Source organism: Pseudomonas sp. BIOMIG1BAC (assembly GCF_001705995.2).
Classification (GTDB): Bacteria; Pseudomonadota; Gammaproteobacteria; order Pseudomonadales; family Pseudomonadaceae; genus Aquipseudomonas; species Aquipseudomonas sessilinigenes.
The window spans coordinates 3,320,533-3,339,813 of record NZ_CP049045.1 but is presented as its reverse complement, the minus strand read 5'-3'; the positions used below and the strand labels follow the sequence as shown (position 1 = coordinate 3,339,813).

Here is a 19,281-nt window from a genome sequence, read left to right as displayed (position 1 = left end):
CGATCCATGAGCAGTTCCCCTATGAGACCCACCACTGGCAACGCGCCCGCAAGCCCGACCGACGATCAGCGCCTGGTCGACTTCATCCGCGAGCATGCCGCCGCCACGCGAGTGGTCATCGATGCCCGCAAGCGCCTGAGCGGTGGCGCGATCCAGGAAAACTGGCTGCTCGAACTGCAGATCGAAGGCGGCCCATGGGCTGGTACCCGACACTGGGTACTGCGCAGCGATGCGCTTTCCGCGCTGCCGGCGAGCCTCGATCGCGAACAGGAATTTGCCGTGTTGCAGGTGGTCCACCAGGCCGGGGGAAAAGTACCGCGGCCGCTCTGGCTGTGCCGTGACCCGAGTGTTCACGGACGGGTGTTCTTCCTCATGGAGTTCGTTTCGGGGGTGGCTGCAGGACGCCTGCTCAGCGCAGGAGCCGGCGCCCGCGGCCAGGCGCGGCTAGCGGCGCAACTGGGGGCCAACCTGGCGCGCCTGCATCAAATCCGTCCACCGTGCGCAGCGCTGGATTTCCTGCCCATGCCGGACCGTGCACCGGCCCTGAATACCATCAGTGCCTATCGCCGCTACCTCGACACCCTGGCCGAAGCTTACCCAGCCCTGGAGTGGGGCCTGCGCTGGTGTGAACTGCACGCGCCATCCAGCAACGACCAGTGCCTGCTGCATCGCGATTACCGCACGGGCAACTACATGGCCAGCGAGCAGGGCCTAGAAGCGGTGCTCGACTGGGAATTCAGCGGCTGGGGCGATCCTTGCGAGGACCTTGGCTGGTTCACCGCCCGCTGCTGGCGTTTCACCCGTCCGGATCTCGAGGCGGGCGGTATCGGCCTGCTGGAGGATTTCCTGCGCGGGTACCACGAGGTCTCGTCATTGCGCATCGAGCGCAGCCAACTGCATTACTGGCAGGTCATGGCAACCCTCCGCTGGGCAGTGATCGCCCTGCAGCAGGGGCAGCGCCACCTGTCCGGCGAAGAACCGTCCCTCGAACTGGCGCTGACCGCCCGCCTGTTGCCAGAACTGGAGCTCGACATCCTCAATCTGACCGGCGGAGAAGCGCCATGACCCAGCCGAACGCTCATGAACTTCTGGAGATCGCACGCCAGACCTTGCTCAAGCAACTGCTGCCTGCGCTGTCCACTGAATTGCGCTACTCGGCGCTGATGATCGCCAATGCCATGGCCATTGCGGACCGTGAAAGTCGCCTGCAAGCCCGCGTCTGCAGTCAGGAACAAGAACTGCTGGGGGGCCTGATCGAGGGGGCTGGGTCGTCGTTGCCCGACACCCGACGGCAACTCGCCCAAGAGATTCGCCAGGGCCGCCACGATGCAACGCATCAGCAGCTCGCCCTGGTCAAGGCGCTGCGCCAGGTGACTGTCGCCCGACTGGCGATCAGCAACCCCAAGGCCGTGCCCTGAGCGCCGCCCCGTACCTTTTCCCCGGACCGACTGAAGAAAGAAGGACAAACATGAATTTCACCCTGCCGGACGAGCTGCTTGCATTGCAGGCCAAAACCCGCGATTTCATCGCTGAACAGGTCATTCCGTTCGAGAACGACTGCCGTCAGGATGCCCACGGTCCTAGCGACGCCCTGCGCCAGGAGCTGCTGGCCCGCGCCCGGGCTGCCGGCCTGCTGACCCCCCACGCCAGCCGCGAAATGGGCGGGTTGGGCCTGAGTCATGTGGCCAAGGCTATAGTCTTCGAGGAAGCCGGATATTCCCCACTGGGCCCGGTTGCCCTGAACATCCACGCCCCGGACGAGGGCAACATCCACCTGATGGACGTGGTGGCCACCGAAGCACAGAAGGATCGCTGGCTGAGGCCACTGGTCCAGGGGCATGTGCGCTCCTGTTTCGCCATGACCGAACCGGCCCCGGGTTCGGGCTCCGATCCCTCGATGCTGCGCACCACTGCCACCCGCGATGGCGACGACTACCTGATCAATGGCCACAAATGGCTGATCACCGGGGCCCAGGGCGCCGGGTTCGTCATCATCATGGCGCGCATGGAGGACGGCACGGCAACCATGTTCCTGTCCGACATGCAGCGCGACGGGATCATCCACGAGCGGCAACTGGACTCCCTGGACAGTTGTTTCACCGGTGGCCACGGGCAGTTGCGCTTCGACAACCTGCGGCTGCCGGCGAGCGATGTGCTGGGGGAAATCGGCAAGGGCTTCCGCTATGCCCAGGTGCGCCTGGCGCCGGCACGCCTGACGCACTGCATGCGCTGGCTCGGGGCCGCGCGCCGCGCCCACGATATTGCCTGCGACTATGCGCGCACTCGCGACGCCTTCGGCAAGCCGTTGGGCGAGCACCAGGGCGTGGGTTTCATGCTGGCCGACAACCAGATGGACCTGCACCTGGTACGCCTGGCGGTGTGGCATTGCGCCTGGGTGCTCGATCAGGGGCAGCGGGCCAATGTGGATTCGAGCATGGCCAAGGTGATCAGCGCCGAGGCGCTATGGCGGGTGGTGGATCGTAGCGTGCAGGTGCTGGGCGGGCGTGGCGTGACCGGTGAGACCGTGGTGGAACGCATCTTCCGCGACATTCGCCCGTTCCGTATCTACGACGGCCCGAGCGAAGTGCACCGCATGAGCCTGGCGAAGAAAATCCTCGACCAGCGCCTGGGGGCCCACTGATGCAGCCGCTGCTTGCCCGAATGTTCGCCCTTGATGGGCGCCGAGCCCTGGTGACCGGGGCCTCCAGCGGCCTTGGCCGTCACTTTGCGATGACCCTGGCCGCCGCCGGCGCCGAAGTGCTGGTGACCGCCAGGCGCCCGCAGCCGCTGCAGACCCTGGTGGAGGAGATCGAGGTGGCCGGCGGCAGCGCCCGCGCCTTCGCCCTCGAGGTGACCAGCCGCGACGATGTCTGCCGGGTGCTGGACGCTGCCGGCCCGCTGGATGTGCTGGTGAACAACGCCGGGGTGAGTGATAGCCAGCCCTTGCTGGATTGCAACGATCAAGACTGGGACCGGGTGCTCGACACCAACCTCAAGGGCGCCTGGATCGTGGCCCAGGAAAGCGCCCGGCGGATGATCGCCGCGGGGCAGGGCGGCAGCCTGATCAATGTCACCTCGATCCTCGCCAGCCGGGTGGCGGGCGCCGTTGCGCCTTACCTTGCGGCCAAGGCCGGCCTGGCCCATTTGACTCGCGCCATGGCGCTGGAACTGGCGCGTCACGGCATCCGCGTGAACGCCCTGGCGCCGGGGTACGTGATCACCGATTTGAACCAGGCGTTCCTCGCCAGCGAGGCCGGGGACAGGCTGCGCTCGCGCATTCCCGGCCGGCGCTTCAGCCAGCCGCAAGACCTGGACGGTGCCTTGCTGCTGCTCGCCAGCGATGCCGGCCGTGGCATGAGCGGCGCCGAGATCGTGGTCGACGCTGGCCACCTGTGCAGCAGCCTGTGAGGCGCCCGGGCGCCAGGACAACAAGAACCCGCAACGGTCAGGAGGTGTGTATGTGTGTGCGATGCCTGGGCAATGTCTCGATGGAGTGGCGGTCATGATGACCTCGACCTTCGAGCACGAGCTTGCCCCCAACCAAGCCAACCATGTGCCACTGTCGCCGCTGTCGTTCCTCAAGCGCGCCGCGCAGGTGTACCCGCAGCGCGATGCCGTGGTCTACGGTGCGCGCCGTTACAGCTACCGCCAGTTGCACCAGCGCAGCCGCGCCCTGGCCAGTGCCCTGGAGCAGGTGGGGGTGCAGCCGGGAGAGCGGGTGGCGATCCTGGCGCCGAACATTCCCGAGATGCTCGAGGCGCACTATGGCGTGCCGGGCGCCGGGGCCGTGCTGGTGTGCATCAATATCCGCCTGGAGGCGCGCAGCATCGCCTTCATCCTGCGTCATTGCGCGGCCAAGGTGCTGATCTGCGATCGCGAGTTCGGCGCGGTGGTCCACCAGGTACTGGCCATGCTCGAGTCGCCGCCATTGCTGGTGGGGATCGACGATGATCAGGCCGAATCGGCCGACCTGGCCCACGACCTAGACTATGAAGCGTTCCTGGCCCAGGGCGACCCCGGTCGGCCGCTGAGTGCGCCGCAGAACGAGTGGCAATCGATCGCCATCAACTACACCTCTGGCACCACCGGCGATCCCAAGGGCGTGGTCCTGCATCACCGCGGGGCCTACCTCAATGCCTGTGCCGGGGCGCTGATCTTCCAGCTCGGCCCACGCAGCGTCTACCTATGGACCTTGCCGATGTTCCACTGCAATGGCTGGAGCCACACCTGGGCGGTGACCTTGTCCGGTGGCACGCATGTGTGTCTGCGCAAGGTGCAAGCCGAAGCTATCCACGGGGCCATCGCCGAGCATGCGGTGACCCACCTGAGCGCGGCACCGGTGGTGATGTCGATGCTGATCCACGCCGAGCATGGCGGCACTGCGCCCAAGGCGGCGAGCGTGTCGGTGATCACCGGTGGTGCCGCGCCACCCAGCGCGGTGATCGCCGCGATGGAGGCGCGGGGCTTCAGCATCACCCATGCCTACGGCATGACCGAAAGCTACGGCCCCAGCACCCTGTGCCTGTGGCAACCGGGTATCGACGAGCTGCCCCTGGAAGCCCGCGCTCGCTTCATGAGCCGCCAGGGCGTGGCCCACCCGATGCTCGAGGAGGCCAGCGTGCTGGACCTGGACACGGGCCGTGCGGTCCCGGCCGATGGCGCCACCCTGGGCGAGCTGGTGGTGCGCGGCAACACCGTGATGAAGGGCTACCTGCATAACCCGGAGGCCACGCGCAGCGCTCTGGCCGACGGCTGGCTGCACACCGGCGACCTGGCCGTGCTGCACCCGGACGGCTATGTGGAAATCAAGGACCGGGCCAAGGACATCATCATTTCCGGCGGCGAGAACATCAGCTCGCTGGAAATCGAGGAAGTGCTCTACCTGCACCCCGCGGTGGTCGAGGCCGCCGTGGTGGCACGCCCCGATGCGCGCTGGGGCGAAACCCCGCAGGCGTTCGTCACCCTGCGCGAAGACGCCCTGGCCAGCACCAGTGGCGATGACCTGATCCGCTGGTGCCGCGAGCATCTGGCGCACTTCAAGGCCCCCCGACATGTGTCGCTGATGGCGCTGCCCAAGACGGCCACCGGCAAGATCCAGAAATTCGTCCTGCGCGAGCAGGCCCGACAGGAGGCCACGACCGCTGACGCCGAACCCTGATGATGCGTCACCCCTGCACATTGAATAACAACAAGTACGTCGTCCGAAGTGGTTCATGTTCAAGCCGTTGCACAGAAGCAGCCGGATGCCTTTTGGTGAGCGGTGCAACGGCTGCCCGGTCTGCGTTGACGGGCCGCAGACATCACCCAGGACGTGCCCCCAGCGCTGCTATCGCTGGGGGCTTGGGCTAGCTGCATGGCCCACCGCTGTTGCTGCCGAGAACCTTTAAAAACGACAAAAACTGAGCCTTACCGGCAAGAGGTCTGTATGAAATTCCAATTCCTACTCCCCACCAAAGTCGTCATGGAACCTGGCCTGCGCGAGCGCACTGGCGAGCACCTGCGTGAACTCGGTCTGGAGCGCATCCTGATCGTCACGGATGCCGGGGTCAAAGCCGCAGGGTTGTTGACCAGCATCTATGCCAGCCTGGACCAGTCGGGCATCGCCTTCGAGGAGATCTCGGACGTCAAGGCCAACCCTCGCAGCGAAGACATCAATCACCAGGCCGAGGCCTACCGGGGAAAAGGCATCGATGGCCTGCTGGCCATCGGCGGAGGCAGCGCGATGGACGCCGCCAAGGCCTTGAGTGTGCTCCTGACCCACGAGGGCCGGATCGAAGACTACGAGGGCTCCTTCAAGCTCCAGCACTGGGTGCTGCCCATCGTGGCGATCCCTACCACCGCGGGCACCGGTAGCGAGGTGACGTGCTTCTCGGTGATCACCGATACCGCGCGCCACTTCAAGATGAACCTGCTGGACTATCGGATCGGCCCGGTACTGGCCCTGCTCGACTCGCACATCACCAACACGCTGCCGCCGTCGATCGCGGCTGCGACCGGTATGGACGCCCTGACTCACGCCATCGAGGCCTACACCTGCCGCGTGTCGAATCCGATCAGCGACGGCCTGGCCCTGCATGCCATCCGCCTGATCAGCCAGTACCTGCAGCCGGCCGTCCAGGAGCCGGACAACCTGCAAGCCCGCGAGCAGATGCTGGTGGCCAGCCTGATTGCCGGCATGGCATTCGGCAATGCCGACGTTGGCAGCGTGCACTGTATTTCCGAGGCCATAGGCGGCATGTACGACACGCCGCACGGCGTGGGCAATGCGATCTTCCTGCCCTTCGTATTCGGCCACAACCTGGATGCAGATGTTCTGCGCCATGCCCAGGTCGCCTACGCGCTCGGCATCGACCCCAACCTCTCGCCCGCCAATGCCGCCAAAGCGGCTGTCGACTACCTGTTCCAGATGAGCAAGACCCTGGGCATTCCTCGCTTTGCCGAGGTGAAAGGGGTGCGTGAAGAAGACTTCCTGACAATCGCCGACAAGTCGAAGAAGAATTTCTCGGATGCCAACAATGCCAAGGAAATGAGCGTGGAGACCTATCACGCAATCATCACTGCCGCTTACGACTTTGCCGGTTGAGGAGTGTCGATCATGAGCGAAGCACACTCCGGCGCCTCGTTGAAGCGCACCCTGGGCCCGTTTTCCGTTCTGCTCTTCGGATTGGCGTTCCTGGCGCCATTGATCGTCTTTGGCACCTATGGCGTGATTTCCCAAGCCAGCGGCAACACCACGGCCTTGTCCTATGCCATAGCCTCGATCGGCGTGATTGTCACTGCGTTGAGCTACGGGCGCCTGGTCAAGGTGTTCCCGGCAGCCGGCTCGGCCTACACCTACACCCGCAAGATGTTGAGTCCGAATCTCGGCTTCATGGTGGGCTGGGCGGCCTTGCTTGACTACTTTTTCATCCCGATGCTGATCTGGTTGCTGGGGGCCAGCTACCTGAGCATGGCCTTTGTCGATGTGCCGCAGTGGGTCTGGATCCTTGGGTTCATTGTCTTCAGCACGGTGCTGAATGTGCTGGGCATCCAGGTGGCGAACCGGTTCAACATTCTGTTGATGGTGATCCAGCTGGCGATCATTGCCGTATTCATCAGTCTTTGCTGGCACTACATCGTCGCCGCCAATGGCCCTGGCGGACTGCTGTCGGTCAAGCCGTTCTTCAATCAGGACGTACCCTTTACCACGACCATGGCCGGCGCCGCGATTGCCGCCTATTCCTTCCTGGGCTTCGACGCGCTGTCCACCTTGAGCGAGGAAACCAGGGACCCGAGCCGGACGATTCCGTGGGCCATCCTGCTGGTCGCCCTGATCGGCGGCGTGCTGTACGTCGGCTCCTCGTACTTCATGTACCTGGCACATCCCGCCATGGCGTTTGCGAACGTGGACGGCGCGGCGTTCGAGATCGCCCGGATGATCGGCGGGGATCTGTTCTTCGCGGTGGTATTGGCGGGCATCATCATCGCCCACTTCGCCGCAGGGCTGTCGTTCCAGGCCAGTGTGGGCCGACTGCTGTATGCCCTCGGTCGGGATAACCAGCTGCCACGCAAGTTCTTCGGCGTCTTGCACCCTCGCTACCGGACACCGGTGTTCAACATCCTGCTTTCCGGTGCTTTCGGCACCGTAGGTTTCGCGCTGACGATTGCCACCGCAACGTCCCTGGTGAACTTCGGGGCTTTCGTCGCCTTTACCGCGGTGAACCTGTGTGCCCTGCGGCTGACCTTCGATGCAGCAGTCAAGGACGGCGCCGGGCTTCTTCGCGGTGTGATCTTGCCGATCATCGGTGCGATCACCACAGGCTGGATGTTGGTCAGCCTGGATAAGGACGCGTTGATCATGGGGTGCATCTGGCTCGGCGTGGGCGTGGTTTACCTGGCGTGTCGCACCAGCTTTTTCCGCAGCCCCGTACCGGATGCCCTGGCCTAGAGAACGGGTGGATGGCGCAGTTGCAGCATTGCGGACTGCGCTGCCATCGAACCCACCATCAATCAACCCAAGGCCAGCCACTGGCCTTGCCGTTCAATAGTGAGAATGGATATGCAAACCAAACTTTTGATCAATGGCGCTCTGGTGGTCGGCGAAGGTGAAAGCCTGGCCGTGTACAACCCATCCCTGGGCCAGGTGCTGGTGCAAACCCGCGAGGCCAGTCGCGCCCAGGTCGATGCAGCGGTGCAAAGTGCCAGCGCCGCTTTTGCCGGCTGGTCGCAAACACCCCCCAAAGACCGTGCGGCCTTGCTGCTCAAGCTGGCCGACAGCATCGATGCCCACGCGCAGGAATTCGCGCGCTTGGAGTCGGACAACTGCGGCAAGCCGTTCAACGCGGTGCTGCAAGACGAACTTCCGGCCGTCTCCGACGTATTCCGCTTCTTCGCAGGTGCGGTTCGCTGCCTGCAGGGTTCGGCGGCAGGCGAGTACCTGCCGGGCCACACCTCGATGATCCGCCGCGATCCGGTGGGCGTGGTGGCCTCCATCGCACCGTGGAACTACCCGTTGATGATGGCGGCCTGGAAGCTCGGCCCGGCACTGGCTGCGGGGAATACCGTGGTGCTCAAGCCCTCGGAACAGACGCCACTGACCAGCCTGAAGCTGGGAGAACTGCTCGCCGAAATCTTCCCCGCTGGCGTCGTCAATATCCTTCACGGACGCGGTGCCTCGGTGGGCGAGCCGCTGACCCATCACCCGCAGGTGCGCATGGTGTCCCTGACCGGTTCGGTCAGCACCGGCAGCCGGATCATCGAAGGCACGGCCGACAGCGTCAAGCGCCTGCATATGGAGCTGGGCGGCAAGGCACCGGTGCTGATCTTCGATGATGCCGACATCGATGCCGCCGTCGAGGGCATCCGCGCCTTCGGTTTCTACAACGTCGGGCAGGACTGCACTGCGGCTTGTCGCATCTATGTACAGAAGGCGGTGTACCCGCAGTTCGTGCGCAAGCTCGGGGAAGCAGTCTCCAGCATCAAGACGGGGCTGCAGGACGACCCGGCAACCGAGATGGGCCCGCTGATCACTCAAGAACACCTGGAGCGTGTCGAGGGCTTTGTCAGGCGTGCCCTGGAGCTGCCGCATATCGAGGTGGTGACCGGCGGCCAGCGCGCAGCGGGTGCCGGGTTCTTCTTCGAGCCTACGGTGTTGGCCGGTGCGACCCAGGAAGATGAGGTGGTGCGTCGTGAAATATTCGGCCCGGTGGTGACGGTTTCCGAGTTCGAGGATGAAGCTCAGGCGTTGGCCTGGGCCAATGAGTCGGACTACGGCCTGGCGTCTTCGGTATGGACCGCGGATATCGGTCGGGCTCATCGGCTGGCCGCTCGCCTGCAGTACGGCTGCACCTGGGTCAACACCCACTTCATGCTGGTCAGCGAGATGCCCCATGGCGGTGTGAAGCTGTCCGGATACGGCAAGGACCTGTCCATGTACGGCCTAGAAGACTACACCCTGGTGCGGCATGTGATGTTCAAGCACTGACTGACCCAAGACATCGTGAACCCCCGGGCAAGCCGCCTGCCGGCTGCGCCCGGACAACTGCAAGAGGCTATGCATGAACAACATTGAGACCTTTGAAGAACTCGAGTCCAACGTCCGGATGTATTGCCGTGACTTGCCGCTGGTGTTCGATACGGCCCTGGGGAGCAAGGTCCACGCTGAGGATGGCCGCGAATACCTGGACTTCTTCGCCGGCGCCGGGGCCTTGAATTACGGCCACAACGACCCGCGGATGCGCGATGCCTTGATCGAATACCTGACGGCCAATGGGGTGACCCATGCCCTGGACCTGCACACCAGCATGAAGCGGCGCTTCCTGGAGTCGATCAAGCGCGACCTGTTCGTGCCACGAGGCTGGGACTACAAGGTCCAGTTCACCGGCCCAACCGGTGCGGATGCCGTTGAGGCCGCGCTGAAACTGGCGCGCAAGGCCACCGGGCGGACCAAGGTCGTCTCCTTCTATGGCGCTTACCACGGCATGACCGCCGGGGCCCTGGCGGTCACCGGAAATCGCACTCGGCGCGGCGCCGGTTTGTCCTCCGAGGTGATCTTCGTTCCCTACGAAGACAGCCCGTATGGCGAATTCGACAGCATCGGTTTCCTCGAGCGCCTGGCCAATGACCAGGGCAGCGGATCGGAACTGCCCGCGGCGGTGATCGTGGAATCGGTCCAGATCCAGGCGGGTGTATATGCGGCCTCGGACAGTTGGTTGCAACGACTGCGCCAGTGGACCACCGACCACGGGGTGATCCTGATCTGCGATGAGGTGCAGGCCGGGTGCGGGCGCACTGGAGATTTCTTCGGTTTCGAGCGCTCCGGCATCCAGCCGGACCTGGTGACCTGTGCCAAATCCATCGGCGGCTTCGGGCTGCCGATGGCCATAGTACTGATTCGCTCGGCACTGGATGTGTGGCAGCCGGGCGATCACATCGGCACCTTCCGCGGCAACCAGCTGGCGTTTCTGACCGCGCAGATCGCGCTCGGCTACTGGCACGATGAAACATTCCTCAAGTCACTTTCCGACAACGTCGCGCTCATGGCACGAGGGGTTGCCGATATCGCCGAGATTCCTGGCGTTGCCGGTGCGCGCTGCCGCGGCATGGTGGCCGGTATCGACTTCGGCCGTGGCAAGGTTGCGCTGACCAAGGATGCCCAGCAGCGTGCGCTTCGGGCCGGCCTCCTGGCGGACCGCTGCGGCCCGAACGGCGAAATCATCAAGCTGATGCCACCGATCAACACCCCCGCGGATCAGCTTGCAGAAGGCTTGAGGATTTTCGCCGAATCGGTCGCCGCTGCACTGGGCCAATAAGGGGGCGGGACCTCAGGGCAGCACGTGCCGATGCCCGTGCTGCGATGAGGGCTGTTCAATCGCCAATCGCTCGCAGGAGGAAAATGAGCCAATGAAAAATGTCACTGCAACGGTGCAGAACGATCTGTCTTCACTGATCCATCCCTATACCAACTTGGCACAACACCAAGAGACAGGGCCTTTTGTCATTGCCAAGGGGGATGGCATACGGGTCATCGATGACCAGGGCGACGCCTATATCGAAGCCATGTCGGGTCTCTGGAGCACGGCATTGGGGTTCAGCGAACAACGCCTGATCGATGCGGCCATGGAGCAGTTCAAACAGCTGCCGTACTATCACAATTTCAGCCACAAGACCCATGCTTCGGCCGCGGCGCTGGCGGCCAAGCTGGCCGAACTCGCCCCCGGTGACTTGAACCATGTGTTCTTCACCAACTCAGGTTCCGAAGCCAATGATTCGGTGGTGAAGGTGGTCTGGTACCTGAACAACGCACTGGGCAGGCCGGCCAAGAAGAAATTCATCTCTCGCCAGCAGGCCTACCACGGCACCACCGTCGCCTCCGCAAGCCTGACCGGCATTCCGTCGATTCATCGCGACTTCGATCTGCCGGCGATTCCCGTACACCATCTGACCTGCCCGAACTATTACCGCCTTGCCAGGCCAGGGGAAAGCGAAGAGGCGTTCTCGATGCGCCTGGCGGATGAACTGGAGCGCTACATCCTGGCTGAAGGGCCGGAAACCATAGCCGCATTCATTGGCGAGCCGGTTATTGCGGCAGGCGGCGTGCTGCCCCCTCCCAAGGGTTACTGGGCGGCGATCCAGGCGGTGTGCAAGCGCTACGACATCCTCGTGGTGATCGACGAGATCGTCACCGGCTTTGGCCGGCTGGGCAGGATGTTCGGCTCCGAACTGTATGGCATCCAGCCCGATATCATGGTGCTCTCCAAGCAGTTGACATCCTCCTATCAGCCGTTGGCGGCCTTGCTGGTGTCCGATGCCATCCACGACATTCTGCTGAGCCACAGCGGTCGGCTGGGCTCGTTCGTGCACGGCTTGACCACCAGCGGTCATCCGATCGCCACTGCCGTGGCGCTGGAAAACATCCGCATCATCGAAGAGCGCGATCTGGTCGGTCATGTCCAGCGCTTGGCTCCTGCGTTCCAGAGTCGGCTGCGAGCCTTCGCAGACCATCCCCTGGTGGGCGATGTGCGCGGAGTAGGGCTGGTGGGCGGGATCGAGCTGGTGGCGGACAAGGCGCAGAAACAACCGTTCAGCCAGCCGGGAATCCTGGGCAGCTACATCTTCAAGCAGGCCCACAAGCATGGGCTGATCATTCGCTCCATATACGACACCGTCGCTTTCTGCCCGCCGCTGATTACGACAGAGGACGATGTCGACGCCATCTTCAGCGCATTCGAGCGGACCTTGAGTGACGCAACGGACTGGGCGCGCTCACAGAACCTGCTTTGATCCAAGGTCTGTACAGCCACCCCGTTGGCTGCCCGGACAACTCCACTGATCAGATAAAACAACAACCATGAGGATCTGGCTGTGCACGAACAAAATGCAGCAAGCTTCGACTTTGAGGTTTCCGTGGTCGGACTGGGCGCCATGGGCACGATCATGGCGCAAGCTTTTCTCAAGCAAGGCAAACGCGTAGCGCTCTACAATCGATCACCCGGCAAGGTAACGGCATTGGTGGCCGCTGGTGCGCACCTCTACGACTCTGTCGAGGCCGCGCTCGACGCCAGCCCGGTGGCGGTCTTCGTGCTGCTGGACCACCAGGCAACACTTGAGGTGCTGGGGATGGCGGGGGTGACGCGTGCACTGGCCAAGCGCACGATCGTCGACTACACCACCAGCGCCGAAGAAGAGAGCCGGGAGCTTCAGGCACTCATCAGTCAGGCGGGCGGTCACTATCTCAAAGGGATGATCGTGGCCTACCCGCGCAATGTCGGTCATCGTGAAAGTCACTGCATCCATACCGGCGACCGTGAAGCCTTCGAACAGCATCGGGCGCTGCTTGAAGTCCTCGCCGGCCATGCAAGCTTCCTTCCCTGGGAAGAGGCCTTCGCCTTTGCAACCGTGCTTCACGCACATGCATTCGCCGCCATGGTCACGTTTTTCGAGGCCGTGGCGGCGAGCGCGCGATTTGGCCTGTGCAGCACGGCGACGCCCCGACGCCTGCTCGATACGTCGCGCTTTTTCATCGCCGACGCACTCGAGGAAGCAGTACGCCGGCTCGAAACAGGGGATTTTGCGGGCGATCAGGCCAGGTTCGACGTGCATGCGGGTGCCTTTGCCTACATAGCCCAATCCCTACAGGCACAAGGCGCTTGGACGCCGGTATTCGACGCTGTGTGCCAGGTAGCGCAACGCGGGGTATTGATGGGCTACGGTGATCAGGACATCGCGGCCGCCACCCAGGTGTTCGCAACGAGTGCTCCCTTGCAAGAGCAGAGCAGTAACTGACGCCTGTACCGCGGTCGATCTACCTGGGCTGCGTGACGCTGCCGCGCACGCGCTGGATGAGACAAGCGCTCCCTGGTGGGGCGCACTGACCAGCTCTGGCCGATACCTGGGGAGCGTCACCGCTGCTTTTGGGGGCTGTGAATCTGCATCGGGTTCACAGGAGCAGGGGGACATTCATCGCATTGCCTCATCAAGGCAATGCGATGTTCATGATCGACCCAGCGCCATCATCCATACAGCAGTGGGTCTACAGTGGAAGGTTCATGCGCCGGTGGCGGGTTCTTCATGAACAGTATCCGGGGGGGGGCTCTTGTGCTCGCCTGGTCCGGTTTTCCCACTGAAGCAGCAAGGAAATGCCACAGGGCAGGACCGTCAGGGTCACTATTGTCGCCACGGCCAATCCACCAATCACCGCATAAGCCATAGGGCCCCAGAATATCTGCGGGGCGATCGGGATCATGCCGAGGATAGCGGCGCAGGCGGTCAACAAAATCGGCCGGGCCCGGTGCATCGAGGCGTGCACTATAGCCTCGGAAGGGGATTGGCCGAGCCGCATGTTGATGTCGACCTCCTCGATCAGGATGATCGCGTTGCGCACGATCATGCCCACTAGGGCGATGACCCCCAGCTGCGCGACAAAGCCCATGGGCGTTGCCGTCGGCAACATGGCCAGAACCACACCGATGAGCCCGAATGGAGCCATTGCCAACGCCAGAAACATGCGCGAGAAACTGCGCAGTTGCACCATCAGCAGTACGCACATCACCAGTGCTGTGAGCGGCAGCACTGCGGCGAGAGATTTGCTGCCCTTGGCCGCTTCCTCGACCGCGCCGCCGACTTCAACCTTGTAGCCCTTGGGCAGCTCGGCAGAGAACCGTGCCACGGCGGGCGCCAGTGCCTGGACCACAGTGGCCGCCTCGAGCCCTTCGCGAATGTCACTCTGTACGGTGATCAGCGGCAGGCGCTGGCGGCGCCAGACGATGGGGTCTTCCACGCCGAAACTGAGCTTGGCGATCTGCGTCAAGGGAACGCTATGACCGTCGGCCGTGCGCAGCTGGAGATTGGCGAGGGTGGCCAAGTTAGTGCGCTCGCCGATTTGTGCGCGGATCACTACATCGATGAGCCGCTCCTGGTCGCGTACCGTGGTGACCGCCGAGCCGGAAAAGATCGTTGCCATGGCACTGGCGATGTCTTCCGAGGAAAGCCCCAGTGCACGCGCCTGAGTCTGGTCGACTTCGACCCGGACGCTGCGTTGTGGCTCACCGGACAGCAGATGCACCTCTCGGGTGTCGTGGTTGGTGGAGATCACATTGGCCAGGCGTGCGGCAATATCACGTACCTTGTCCTGGTCGGGGCCGGTGACCCGGTACTTAAGTGGCCAGCCCACCGGTGGGCCTAGTTCCAGTGGCGTCGCACGCGCGATAAGCCCGGAGAATTGGGTCTTGAATGCCGCAGCCAGCCTGGCCTGCAACGCATCACGCTCCTTGACCCCCTTGGCTACCACTACAGTTTGGGTGACGTTCTCGTTCTGCAGCAGCACCTCCATGGGCAGATAGAAGCGAATGGCACCGGAGCCGATGTAGGTGGAGAAGCGCTCGACATCCGGGTCATTCTTCAGCAACTCCTCGAGTTTTGAGGCCTGGCGTATGGTTGCATCCAGCGAGGCATTCTGCGGCAGCGTCAAGCTGACTAGCAGCTCGGGGCGGTCGGAGGGCGGGAAGAACTGCTGTTCGAGGTAGCTTGCCCCGCCGAGCGACGCCACGAAGGCCGCGCCGGCAAAGCCCAGGGTCAGCGCCCGATGCTTGAGGGCCCAGGCCAGCGCCCGCTCGTAGGCGTTCATCAGGCGTCCGCCGTCATGCCCGTGATGGGGCAGCGACTTGGGCAGGATCAGGGTTCCGAGCAAAGGAGAGAACAGTACCGCGACCACCCAGGAAGCCGACAGCGAGATCAGTACAACCATGAACATCGAGTAGCAGTATTCACCCGCGCTCGAGGCGGCGAACCCCACCGGGATGAACCCGGCGATCATCACCAGGGTACCTGTCAGCATCGGGAATGCGGTTGACTCATAGGCGAAGCTCGCGGCCCGTCTGAGGCTCCAGCCTTCTTCGAGTTTGCCGACCATGGCCTCGACGGTGATCATCGCGTCATCCACCAACAGGCCGAGGGCGATGATCAGCGCGCCAAGTGAGATGCGTTGCAGGCCGATGCCTGTCAACTCCATACCGATGAAGGTCATGGCCAGAACCAGAGGGATCGAGAGGCTGACCACCAAGCCCGCACGAACACCGAGTGAGACAAACGATACGGCCAGTACGATCGCCACCGCTTCGGCTAGGACCGTCAGAAAACCACTGACAGCCTGCTTCACGACTGTCGACTGGTCGGCGACCTGGATCATCTCGATACCGTGGGGCAGGGAGGCCTTGACCTCATCCATGCGGGTGCGAACCGCTTCGCCGAAATTGAGTAGGTTGCCGCCCGAGGCCATCGAGATGGCAAGGCCGAGGGCTTTCTCGCCATTGACCCGGAACAGCGGGGCTGGCGGGTCGGCAGGAATTCGCTGGACAGTGGCCAGCTCGGTGAGGGGCACGAAACGCTCGTTTGCCCGCAGCGTCACATTGCGCAGGCTCTCTTCGGAGGCGAAGCCGCCGCTGACGCGCAGTGCTATCTTGTCTTCGGCTAGTCGCACCGTGCCAGACGGTATAACCGCGTTCTGTGCTTTCAAGGCCCGTAGGACGGCTTCTTCATCAAGCCCGAAGGCTGCCAGCCGGCCAGGGGAGAACTCAATGACGATCTGCTCTTCCTGTACCCCTAGCAACTGAACCTTGCCGATTCCAGGAATCCGTAGCAGCTCCGCACGCACGCCTTCGAGGTAGTCACGCAGTTCACGGTCGGAGAAACCCTCGGCGGTGAAGCCGAAGATCTGCCCGTAGGTGTCGCCGAATTCGTCGTCGAAAAACGGGCCCTGCACGCCACTGGGCAGAGTGGTGCTCACATCAGCCATCTTCTTGCGAACCTGATACCAGGCATCAGGGACTATTCCTGCCGGAGCATCATCGCGCAGATTGACCATGATCACGGTCTCGCCCGGGCGCGTATAACTATCTAGCCTATCGAGGTAAGGCGTCTCTTCAAGTTTTTTCTCGAGACGATCAGTCAATAGTTTTGTTGTATCATCGATGGTTGCCCCAGGCCATCGTGCTGATACAACCATAGTCTTGATGGTGAAGGCCGGGTCTTCGTTGCGACTCAGTTTGGAATAGCTGATCGCCCCCCCCACTAGGGTCACCAGCATGAGAAAGAACATCAGTGGCATCTGGCCGATCGACCAGGCGGATAGGTTGAACCCGCGCTGATCTTCTGGAGGTGTTGTGTTCGGCTTCATTGGCTCACCTCGGCGGCATCGTAGACAACTTTCTGTCCTGTCCGGAGTTTGCTGACCCCAGCTGTTACCACGGCATCGCCTTCGGTCAATCCGGACTCTACCAGTGCCTGTGTCGCTGTAAAGCGTGTGACAACGACAGGTTTACGGATAAGCGTGTGATCGGAAGGCTGCACGATGAAGACTGCCGGCTTGCCATCCTCACTAGTCAAGGACGAGGCGGGGAGAATGAATAAGGCTTTGCCAGGCAATAGCAGACGGCCTGTCACGGTGGCGCCCAAGGTCATGGCGGGTGGGGTTTGCGGCAGCGCAATGCGCACCCGATAGGTACGGGTGGCGGCATCTGCAGTTGGGCTGACATCACGAATAGAGCCAATGACCTTGATCTTGGGGTCTGACACAAGGGCGACTTCGACTTTTACGTCAGAGACCACCGATGTGTAGAGGCGCTCAGAGACGTTGAAGACTGCGTCACGCTCCTGGGTCGAGGCGAGCTTGAACGCCAACTGACCGGCATCGACCACCTGGCCGTTATTGACCATCACCGCGCTGACGATGGCGGCGTCGGGTGCCCGCAACTCGGTGTAGCTCAACTTGTTGCGCGCAGTCAGCAGTCCAGTCTTCGCAACATTGAGCCGAGCATTGGCTGCCCGCCAGTTGGCCGCGGCCTCATCCACCCGGGCACGGGCCACGAACTGCTTATCGAATAGCATGCGCTGTCGCTCAAGTCCCGACCTGGCAAACTCTTCTGCCGCTTCTGCACTACGCACTTCTGCTTCGGCAATCCGTACCTCATTTTGCACATCGTTTGGATCGAGGACTGCTAAAACTTGGCCCTTGGCAACATTGGCTCCTACATCTACGCTACGAGTCGCAATGCGACCCGGGATACGAAAAGCGAGATCGGTCTCGATGTGCGCGCGAATCTCCCCTGTTTGCGCAACTTCTTCGCCAATAACAGCAGGCTCTGCGATGACTACTCGAACGGGGCGCGGTGCCTCTTCCGATCGCTTCTCCTCCTGGCAGCCAGTAAGGAATAGGCTGAAGCCGAAAATATAGCCGCATATCCGTAACGCCATAAGCACTTTCATTTTATCTTTCCCTCGATCAAATAGCACACGCAAGTCAATGTGTTCGCTTTTCAGTAGAAACACTTCTTATTACAGAGTTAAAATTCTTAGCGGCGAAGCAAGCAATAAAAATTCTAGGCAATGATCGAAGCATTGCGGAGAGTATTTATAAAATTGAAATGCTCCGACTGAGTTTCAAATAGCTCATTGCAAACCTAGTAGAAAAACTGAGGGATGAAACTACTCATCTGACAGTGCTTCCCAAACTTGGTGCGCTGGCATACTCATTTCCAGCCAAATCTGGGTCAGTAGCAGCGCCACGAAGCAGGCCAAGCCGACGCCCAGGTTCAGCTCGGCGATGTCGATCAGCTTGACGATGGACACCAGGATTCCGAACAGATAGACCTCGAGCATGCCCCATTCGCGCAGATGGTGATAACTGCGGTAGAGCAGCATGCCGGCGCGGCGCGCCACCTTGAACCTCACGCTCAGCAATACCAGCAACTGGCACAGGAGCTTGAGCAGCGGAATTGCCATGCTGCTGAGCAGCACCACCACGGCCACTCCCTGCATGCCGCTGTCGAACAGCCCGAGCACACCACTCCAGACTGTTTCGCTGCGGGTTTGGCCGAGCAGGGTGAGGTGCATGATCGGCAAGAAATTGGCCGGGATGTAGAGCAGCAAGGCAGTTAGCACCAATGCGAAGCAGCGGCGTTGCCATTGGTGGTGATGCACGGCCAGTTCAAAGCCGCAACGCGGGCAGCAGCTTTTTTCGCCGGCTTCCAGCTGCTCACGGCGCATCAAAAGATCGCATTCATGGCAAGCGACCAATGCCTCCAAGGGAAGGGCCGCCAGATTGTTGAGGTTGGTATTAGGCATTTAATAGGGCCTGAGGGAGCCTAGTCTAGGTTTCCATCCGAATATGAGAGCCTGCGCCGTAAAGGAACATCTGCGGCAGGATATGGGCGGTGTTAGCGCTGGCTGCGCGACCACGTTGCTCAGCATCGACCATGCCATACACCAGACTGATGAACATTTCGGTAAGAATCGACGCGGTGATATCAATACGTAGTACGCCTTGCTGCTGGCCACGGAGAAAGAAAGTATCCAAAGCATACAAGTAGGAATACCAAGGCGCGGCGTTAGGGCTTTCATCGAGGAAATCGGGCCGATATTGAACTACTAAAAATGCTAGCAGTTCGCGGTGTGCCAGGTGCTCGTTGATTAAGCGCTCAAGGGCAGAGAGAAATTCATCTTGCTGCAAACGAGCATTGTCGATGATCTTCGTAAGTACCTCCTTAGCACGGCTTTCTAGTTTTTTCAGAAGGTTGTCCCGAGTGCCACAGAAGCGATGCAGAGTGGCTCTGCTCACCCCAACTACCTGCGCCAGTTCGGACATGGAAGCTCTTGGGTGATGAACTATCGCGGTGGTTAGCAGGCGTAACAGGCGCTCCTCCTGTGGGGACAGGGAAGTTGCCCTTTCTTGAGTGAACTTTCCAGATGCTTGCATAGGGCCGATTGGTTTCCGGAAGGATGAAGGTTGGATCTTATTTTGATCATATT

15 protein-coding genes are annotated in these 19,281 nt (G+C 62.1%); 11 read left to right on the top strand and 4 right to left on the bottom strand.

All coding sequences use genetic code 11. The annotated features are described in order from the left end of the window. Window positions 1–6: 6 nt before the first annotated feature. The 11 genes from ATY02_RS15860 (at window position 7) to ATY02_RS15810 (ending at window position 13,263) form a co-directional block, all read left to right on the top strand. A complete protein-coding gene (locus ATY02_RS15860) occupies window positions 7–1,065 on the top strand; it encodes a phosphotransferase family protein (protein ID WP_068589262.1) in 1,059 nt (352 codons plus the stop codon). Next, a complete protein-coding gene (locus ATY02_RS15855) occupies window positions 1,062–1,418 on the top strand; it encodes a DUF6285 domain-containing protein (RefSeq protein WP_068589265.1) in 357 nt (118 codons plus the stop codon). The genes ATY02_RS15860 and ATY02_RS15855 overlap by 4 nt, the downstream gene beginning before the upstream one ends. A 50-nt stretch (window positions 1,419–1,468) precedes the next feature. After that, the gene (locus ATY02_RS15850) at window positions 1,469–2,641 is read left to right on the top strand and encodes an acyl-CoA dehydrogenase family protein (protein ID WP_068589269.1); all 1,173 of its coding nucleotides are present in this window, start codon (window positions 1,469–1,471) and stop codon (window positions 2,639–2,641) included. Further along, entirely contained in the window at window positions 2,641–3,408 is a 768-nt protein-coding gene (locus ATY02_RS15845; RefSeq protein WP_068589271.1) for an SDR family NAD(P)-dependent oxidoreductase, read from the top strand. Before ATY02_RS15850 ends, ATY02_RS15845 begins: the two co-directional genes overlap by 1 nt. Before the next feature lie 94 nt (window positions 3,409–3,502). Beyond that, window positions 3,503–5,158 (top strand): long-chain-fatty-acid--CoA ligase, encoded by a 1,656-nt coding sequence (locus ATY02_RS15840; protein ID WP_068589275.1) that lies wholly within the window; start codon window positions 3,503–3,505, stop codon window positions 5,156–5,158. Between the two features lie 267 nt (window positions 5,159–5,425). Continuing rightward, window positions 5,426–6,583: an iron-containing alcohol dehydrogenase gene (locus ATY02_RS15835; protein WP_068589279.1), complete on the top strand. Its 1,158-nt coding sequence runs from the start codon at window positions 5,426–5,428 to the stop codon at window positions 6,581–6,583. A gap of 12 nt (window positions 6,584–6,595) precedes the next feature. After that, on the top strand, window positions 6,596–7,927 hold the full coding sequence (locus tag ATY02_RS15830; RefSeq protein ID WP_068589282.1) for an APC family permease: 1,332 nt from the start codon (window positions 6,596–6,598) through the stop codon (window positions 7,925–7,927). A 111-nt stretch (window positions 7,928–8,038) separates the two neighbouring features. Next, a complete protein-coding gene (locus ATY02_RS15825; protein ID WP_068589285.1) occupies window positions 8,039–9,463 on the top strand; it encodes a gamma-aminobutyraldehyde dehydrogenase in 1,425 nt (474 codons plus the stop codon). Between the two features lie 73 nt (window positions 9,464–9,536). Beyond that, complete coding sequence (locus ATY02_RS15820; RefSeq protein WP_068589288.1) at window positions 9,537–10,790, top strand: diaminobutyrate--2-oxoglutarate transaminase; 1,254 nt, start codon at window positions 9,537–9,539, stop codon at window positions 10,788–10,790. 91 nt (window positions 10,791–10,881) lie between these two features. Continuing rightward, window positions 10,882–12,261, top strand: coding sequence for an aspartate aminotransferase family protein (locus ATY02_RS15815; RefSeq protein ID WP_068589291.1), 1,380 nt, complete (start codon window positions 10,882–10,884; stop codon window positions 12,259–12,261). Between the two features lie 141 nt (window positions 12,262–12,402). Then, window positions 12,403–13,263, top strand: coding sequence for an NAD(P)-dependent oxidoreductase (locus tag ATY02_RS15810; protein WP_322708471.1), 861 nt, complete (start codon window positions 12,403–12,405; stop codon window positions 13,261–13,263). A gap of 283 nt (window positions 13,264–13,546) precedes the next feature. On the opposite strand, the gene ATY02_RS15805 is transcribed toward ATY02_RS15810, so the two are convergent. The 4 genes from ATY02_RS15805 to ATY02_RS15790 form a co-directional block, all read right to left on the bottom strand. Next, entirely contained in the window at window positions 13,547–16,651 is a 3,105-nt protein-coding gene (locus tag ATY02_RS15805; RefSeq protein WP_164823676.1) for an efflux RND transporter permease subunit, read from the bottom strand. Beyond that, a complete protein-coding gene (locus ATY02_RS15800) occupies window positions 16,648–17,739 on the bottom strand; it encodes an efflux RND transporter periplasmic adaptor subunit (RefSeq protein WP_068583054.1) in 1,092 nt (363 codons plus the stop codon). Before ATY02_RS15800 ends, ATY02_RS15805 begins: the two co-directional genes overlap by 4 nt. Window positions 17,740–17,958: 219 nt before the next feature. After that, window positions 17,959–18,597, bottom strand: coding sequence for a paraquat-inducible protein A (locus tag ATY02_RS15795; RefSeq protein WP_068583057.1), 639 nt, complete (start codon window positions 18,595–18,597; stop codon window positions 17,959–17,961). A 25-nt stretch (window positions 18,598–18,622) separates the two neighbouring features. After that, window positions 18,623–19,228 carry a TetR/AcrR family transcriptional regulator gene (locus ATY02_RS15790; protein WP_068583060.1) on the bottom strand — a complete coding sequence of 202 codons (606 nt, stop codon included), beginning with the start codon at window positions 19,226–19,228 and terminating at the stop codon, window positions 18,623–18,625. Between the last annotated feature and the right edge of the window lie 53 nt (window positions 19,229–19,281).

Coding starts and splice junctions, on each gene's coding strand:
- ATY02_RS15860 (WP_068589262.1), top strand. CDS start 7: ATGAGCAGTTCCCCTATGAGACCCACCACTGGCAACGCGCCCGCAAGC.
- ATY02_RS15855 (WP_068589265.1), top strand. CDS start 1,062: ATGACCCAGCCGAACGCTCATGAACTTCTGGAGATCGCACGCCAGACC.
- ATY02_RS15850 (WP_068589269.1), top strand. CDS start 1,469: ATGAATTTCACCCTGCCGGACGAGCTGCTTGCATTGCAGGCCAAAACC.
- ATY02_RS15845 (WP_068589271.1), top strand. CDS start 2,641: ATGCAGCCGCTGCTTGCCCGAATGTTCGCCCTTGATGGGCGCCGAGCC.
- ATY02_RS15840 (WP_068589275.1), top strand. CDS start 3,503: ATGATGACCTCGACCTTCGAGCACGAGCTTGCCCCCAACCAAGCCAAC.
- ATY02_RS15835 (WP_068589279.1), top strand. CDS start 5,426: ATGAAATTCCAATTCCTACTCCCCACCAAAGTCGTCATGGAACCTGGC.
- ATY02_RS15830 (WP_068589282.1), top strand. CDS start 6,596: ATGAGCGAAGCACACTCCGGCGCCTCGTTGAAGCGCACCCTGGGCCCG.
- ATY02_RS15825 (WP_068589285.1), top strand. CDS start 8,039: ATGCAAACCAAACTTTTGATCAATGGCGCTCTGGTGGTCGGCGAAGGT.
- ATY02_RS15820 (WP_068589288.1), top strand. CDS start 9,537: ATGAACAACATTGAGACCTTTGAAGAACTCGAGTCCAACGTCCGGATG.
- ATY02_RS15815 (WP_068589291.1), top strand. CDS start 10,882: ATGAAAAATGTCACTGCAACGGTGCAGAACGATCTGTCTTCACTGATC.
- ATY02_RS15810 (WP_322708471.1), top strand. CDS start 12,403: ATGGGCACGATCATGGCGCAAGCTTTTCTCAAGCAAGGCAAACGCGTA.
- ATY02_RS15805 (WP_164823676.1), bottom strand. CDS start 16,651: ATGAAGCCGAACACAACACCTCCAGAAGATCAGCGCGGGTTCAACCTA.
- ATY02_RS15800 (WP_068583054.1), bottom strand. CDS start 17,739: ATGAAAGTGCTTATGGCGTTACGGATATGCGGCTATATTTTCGGCTTC.
- ATY02_RS15795 (WP_068583057.1), bottom strand. CDS start 18,597: ATGCCTAATACCAACCTCAACAATCTGGCGGCCCTTCCCTTGGAGGCA.
- ATY02_RS15790 (WP_068583060.1), bottom strand. CDS start 19,228: ATGCAAGCATCTGGAAAGTTCACTCAAGAAAGGGCAACTTCCCTGTCC.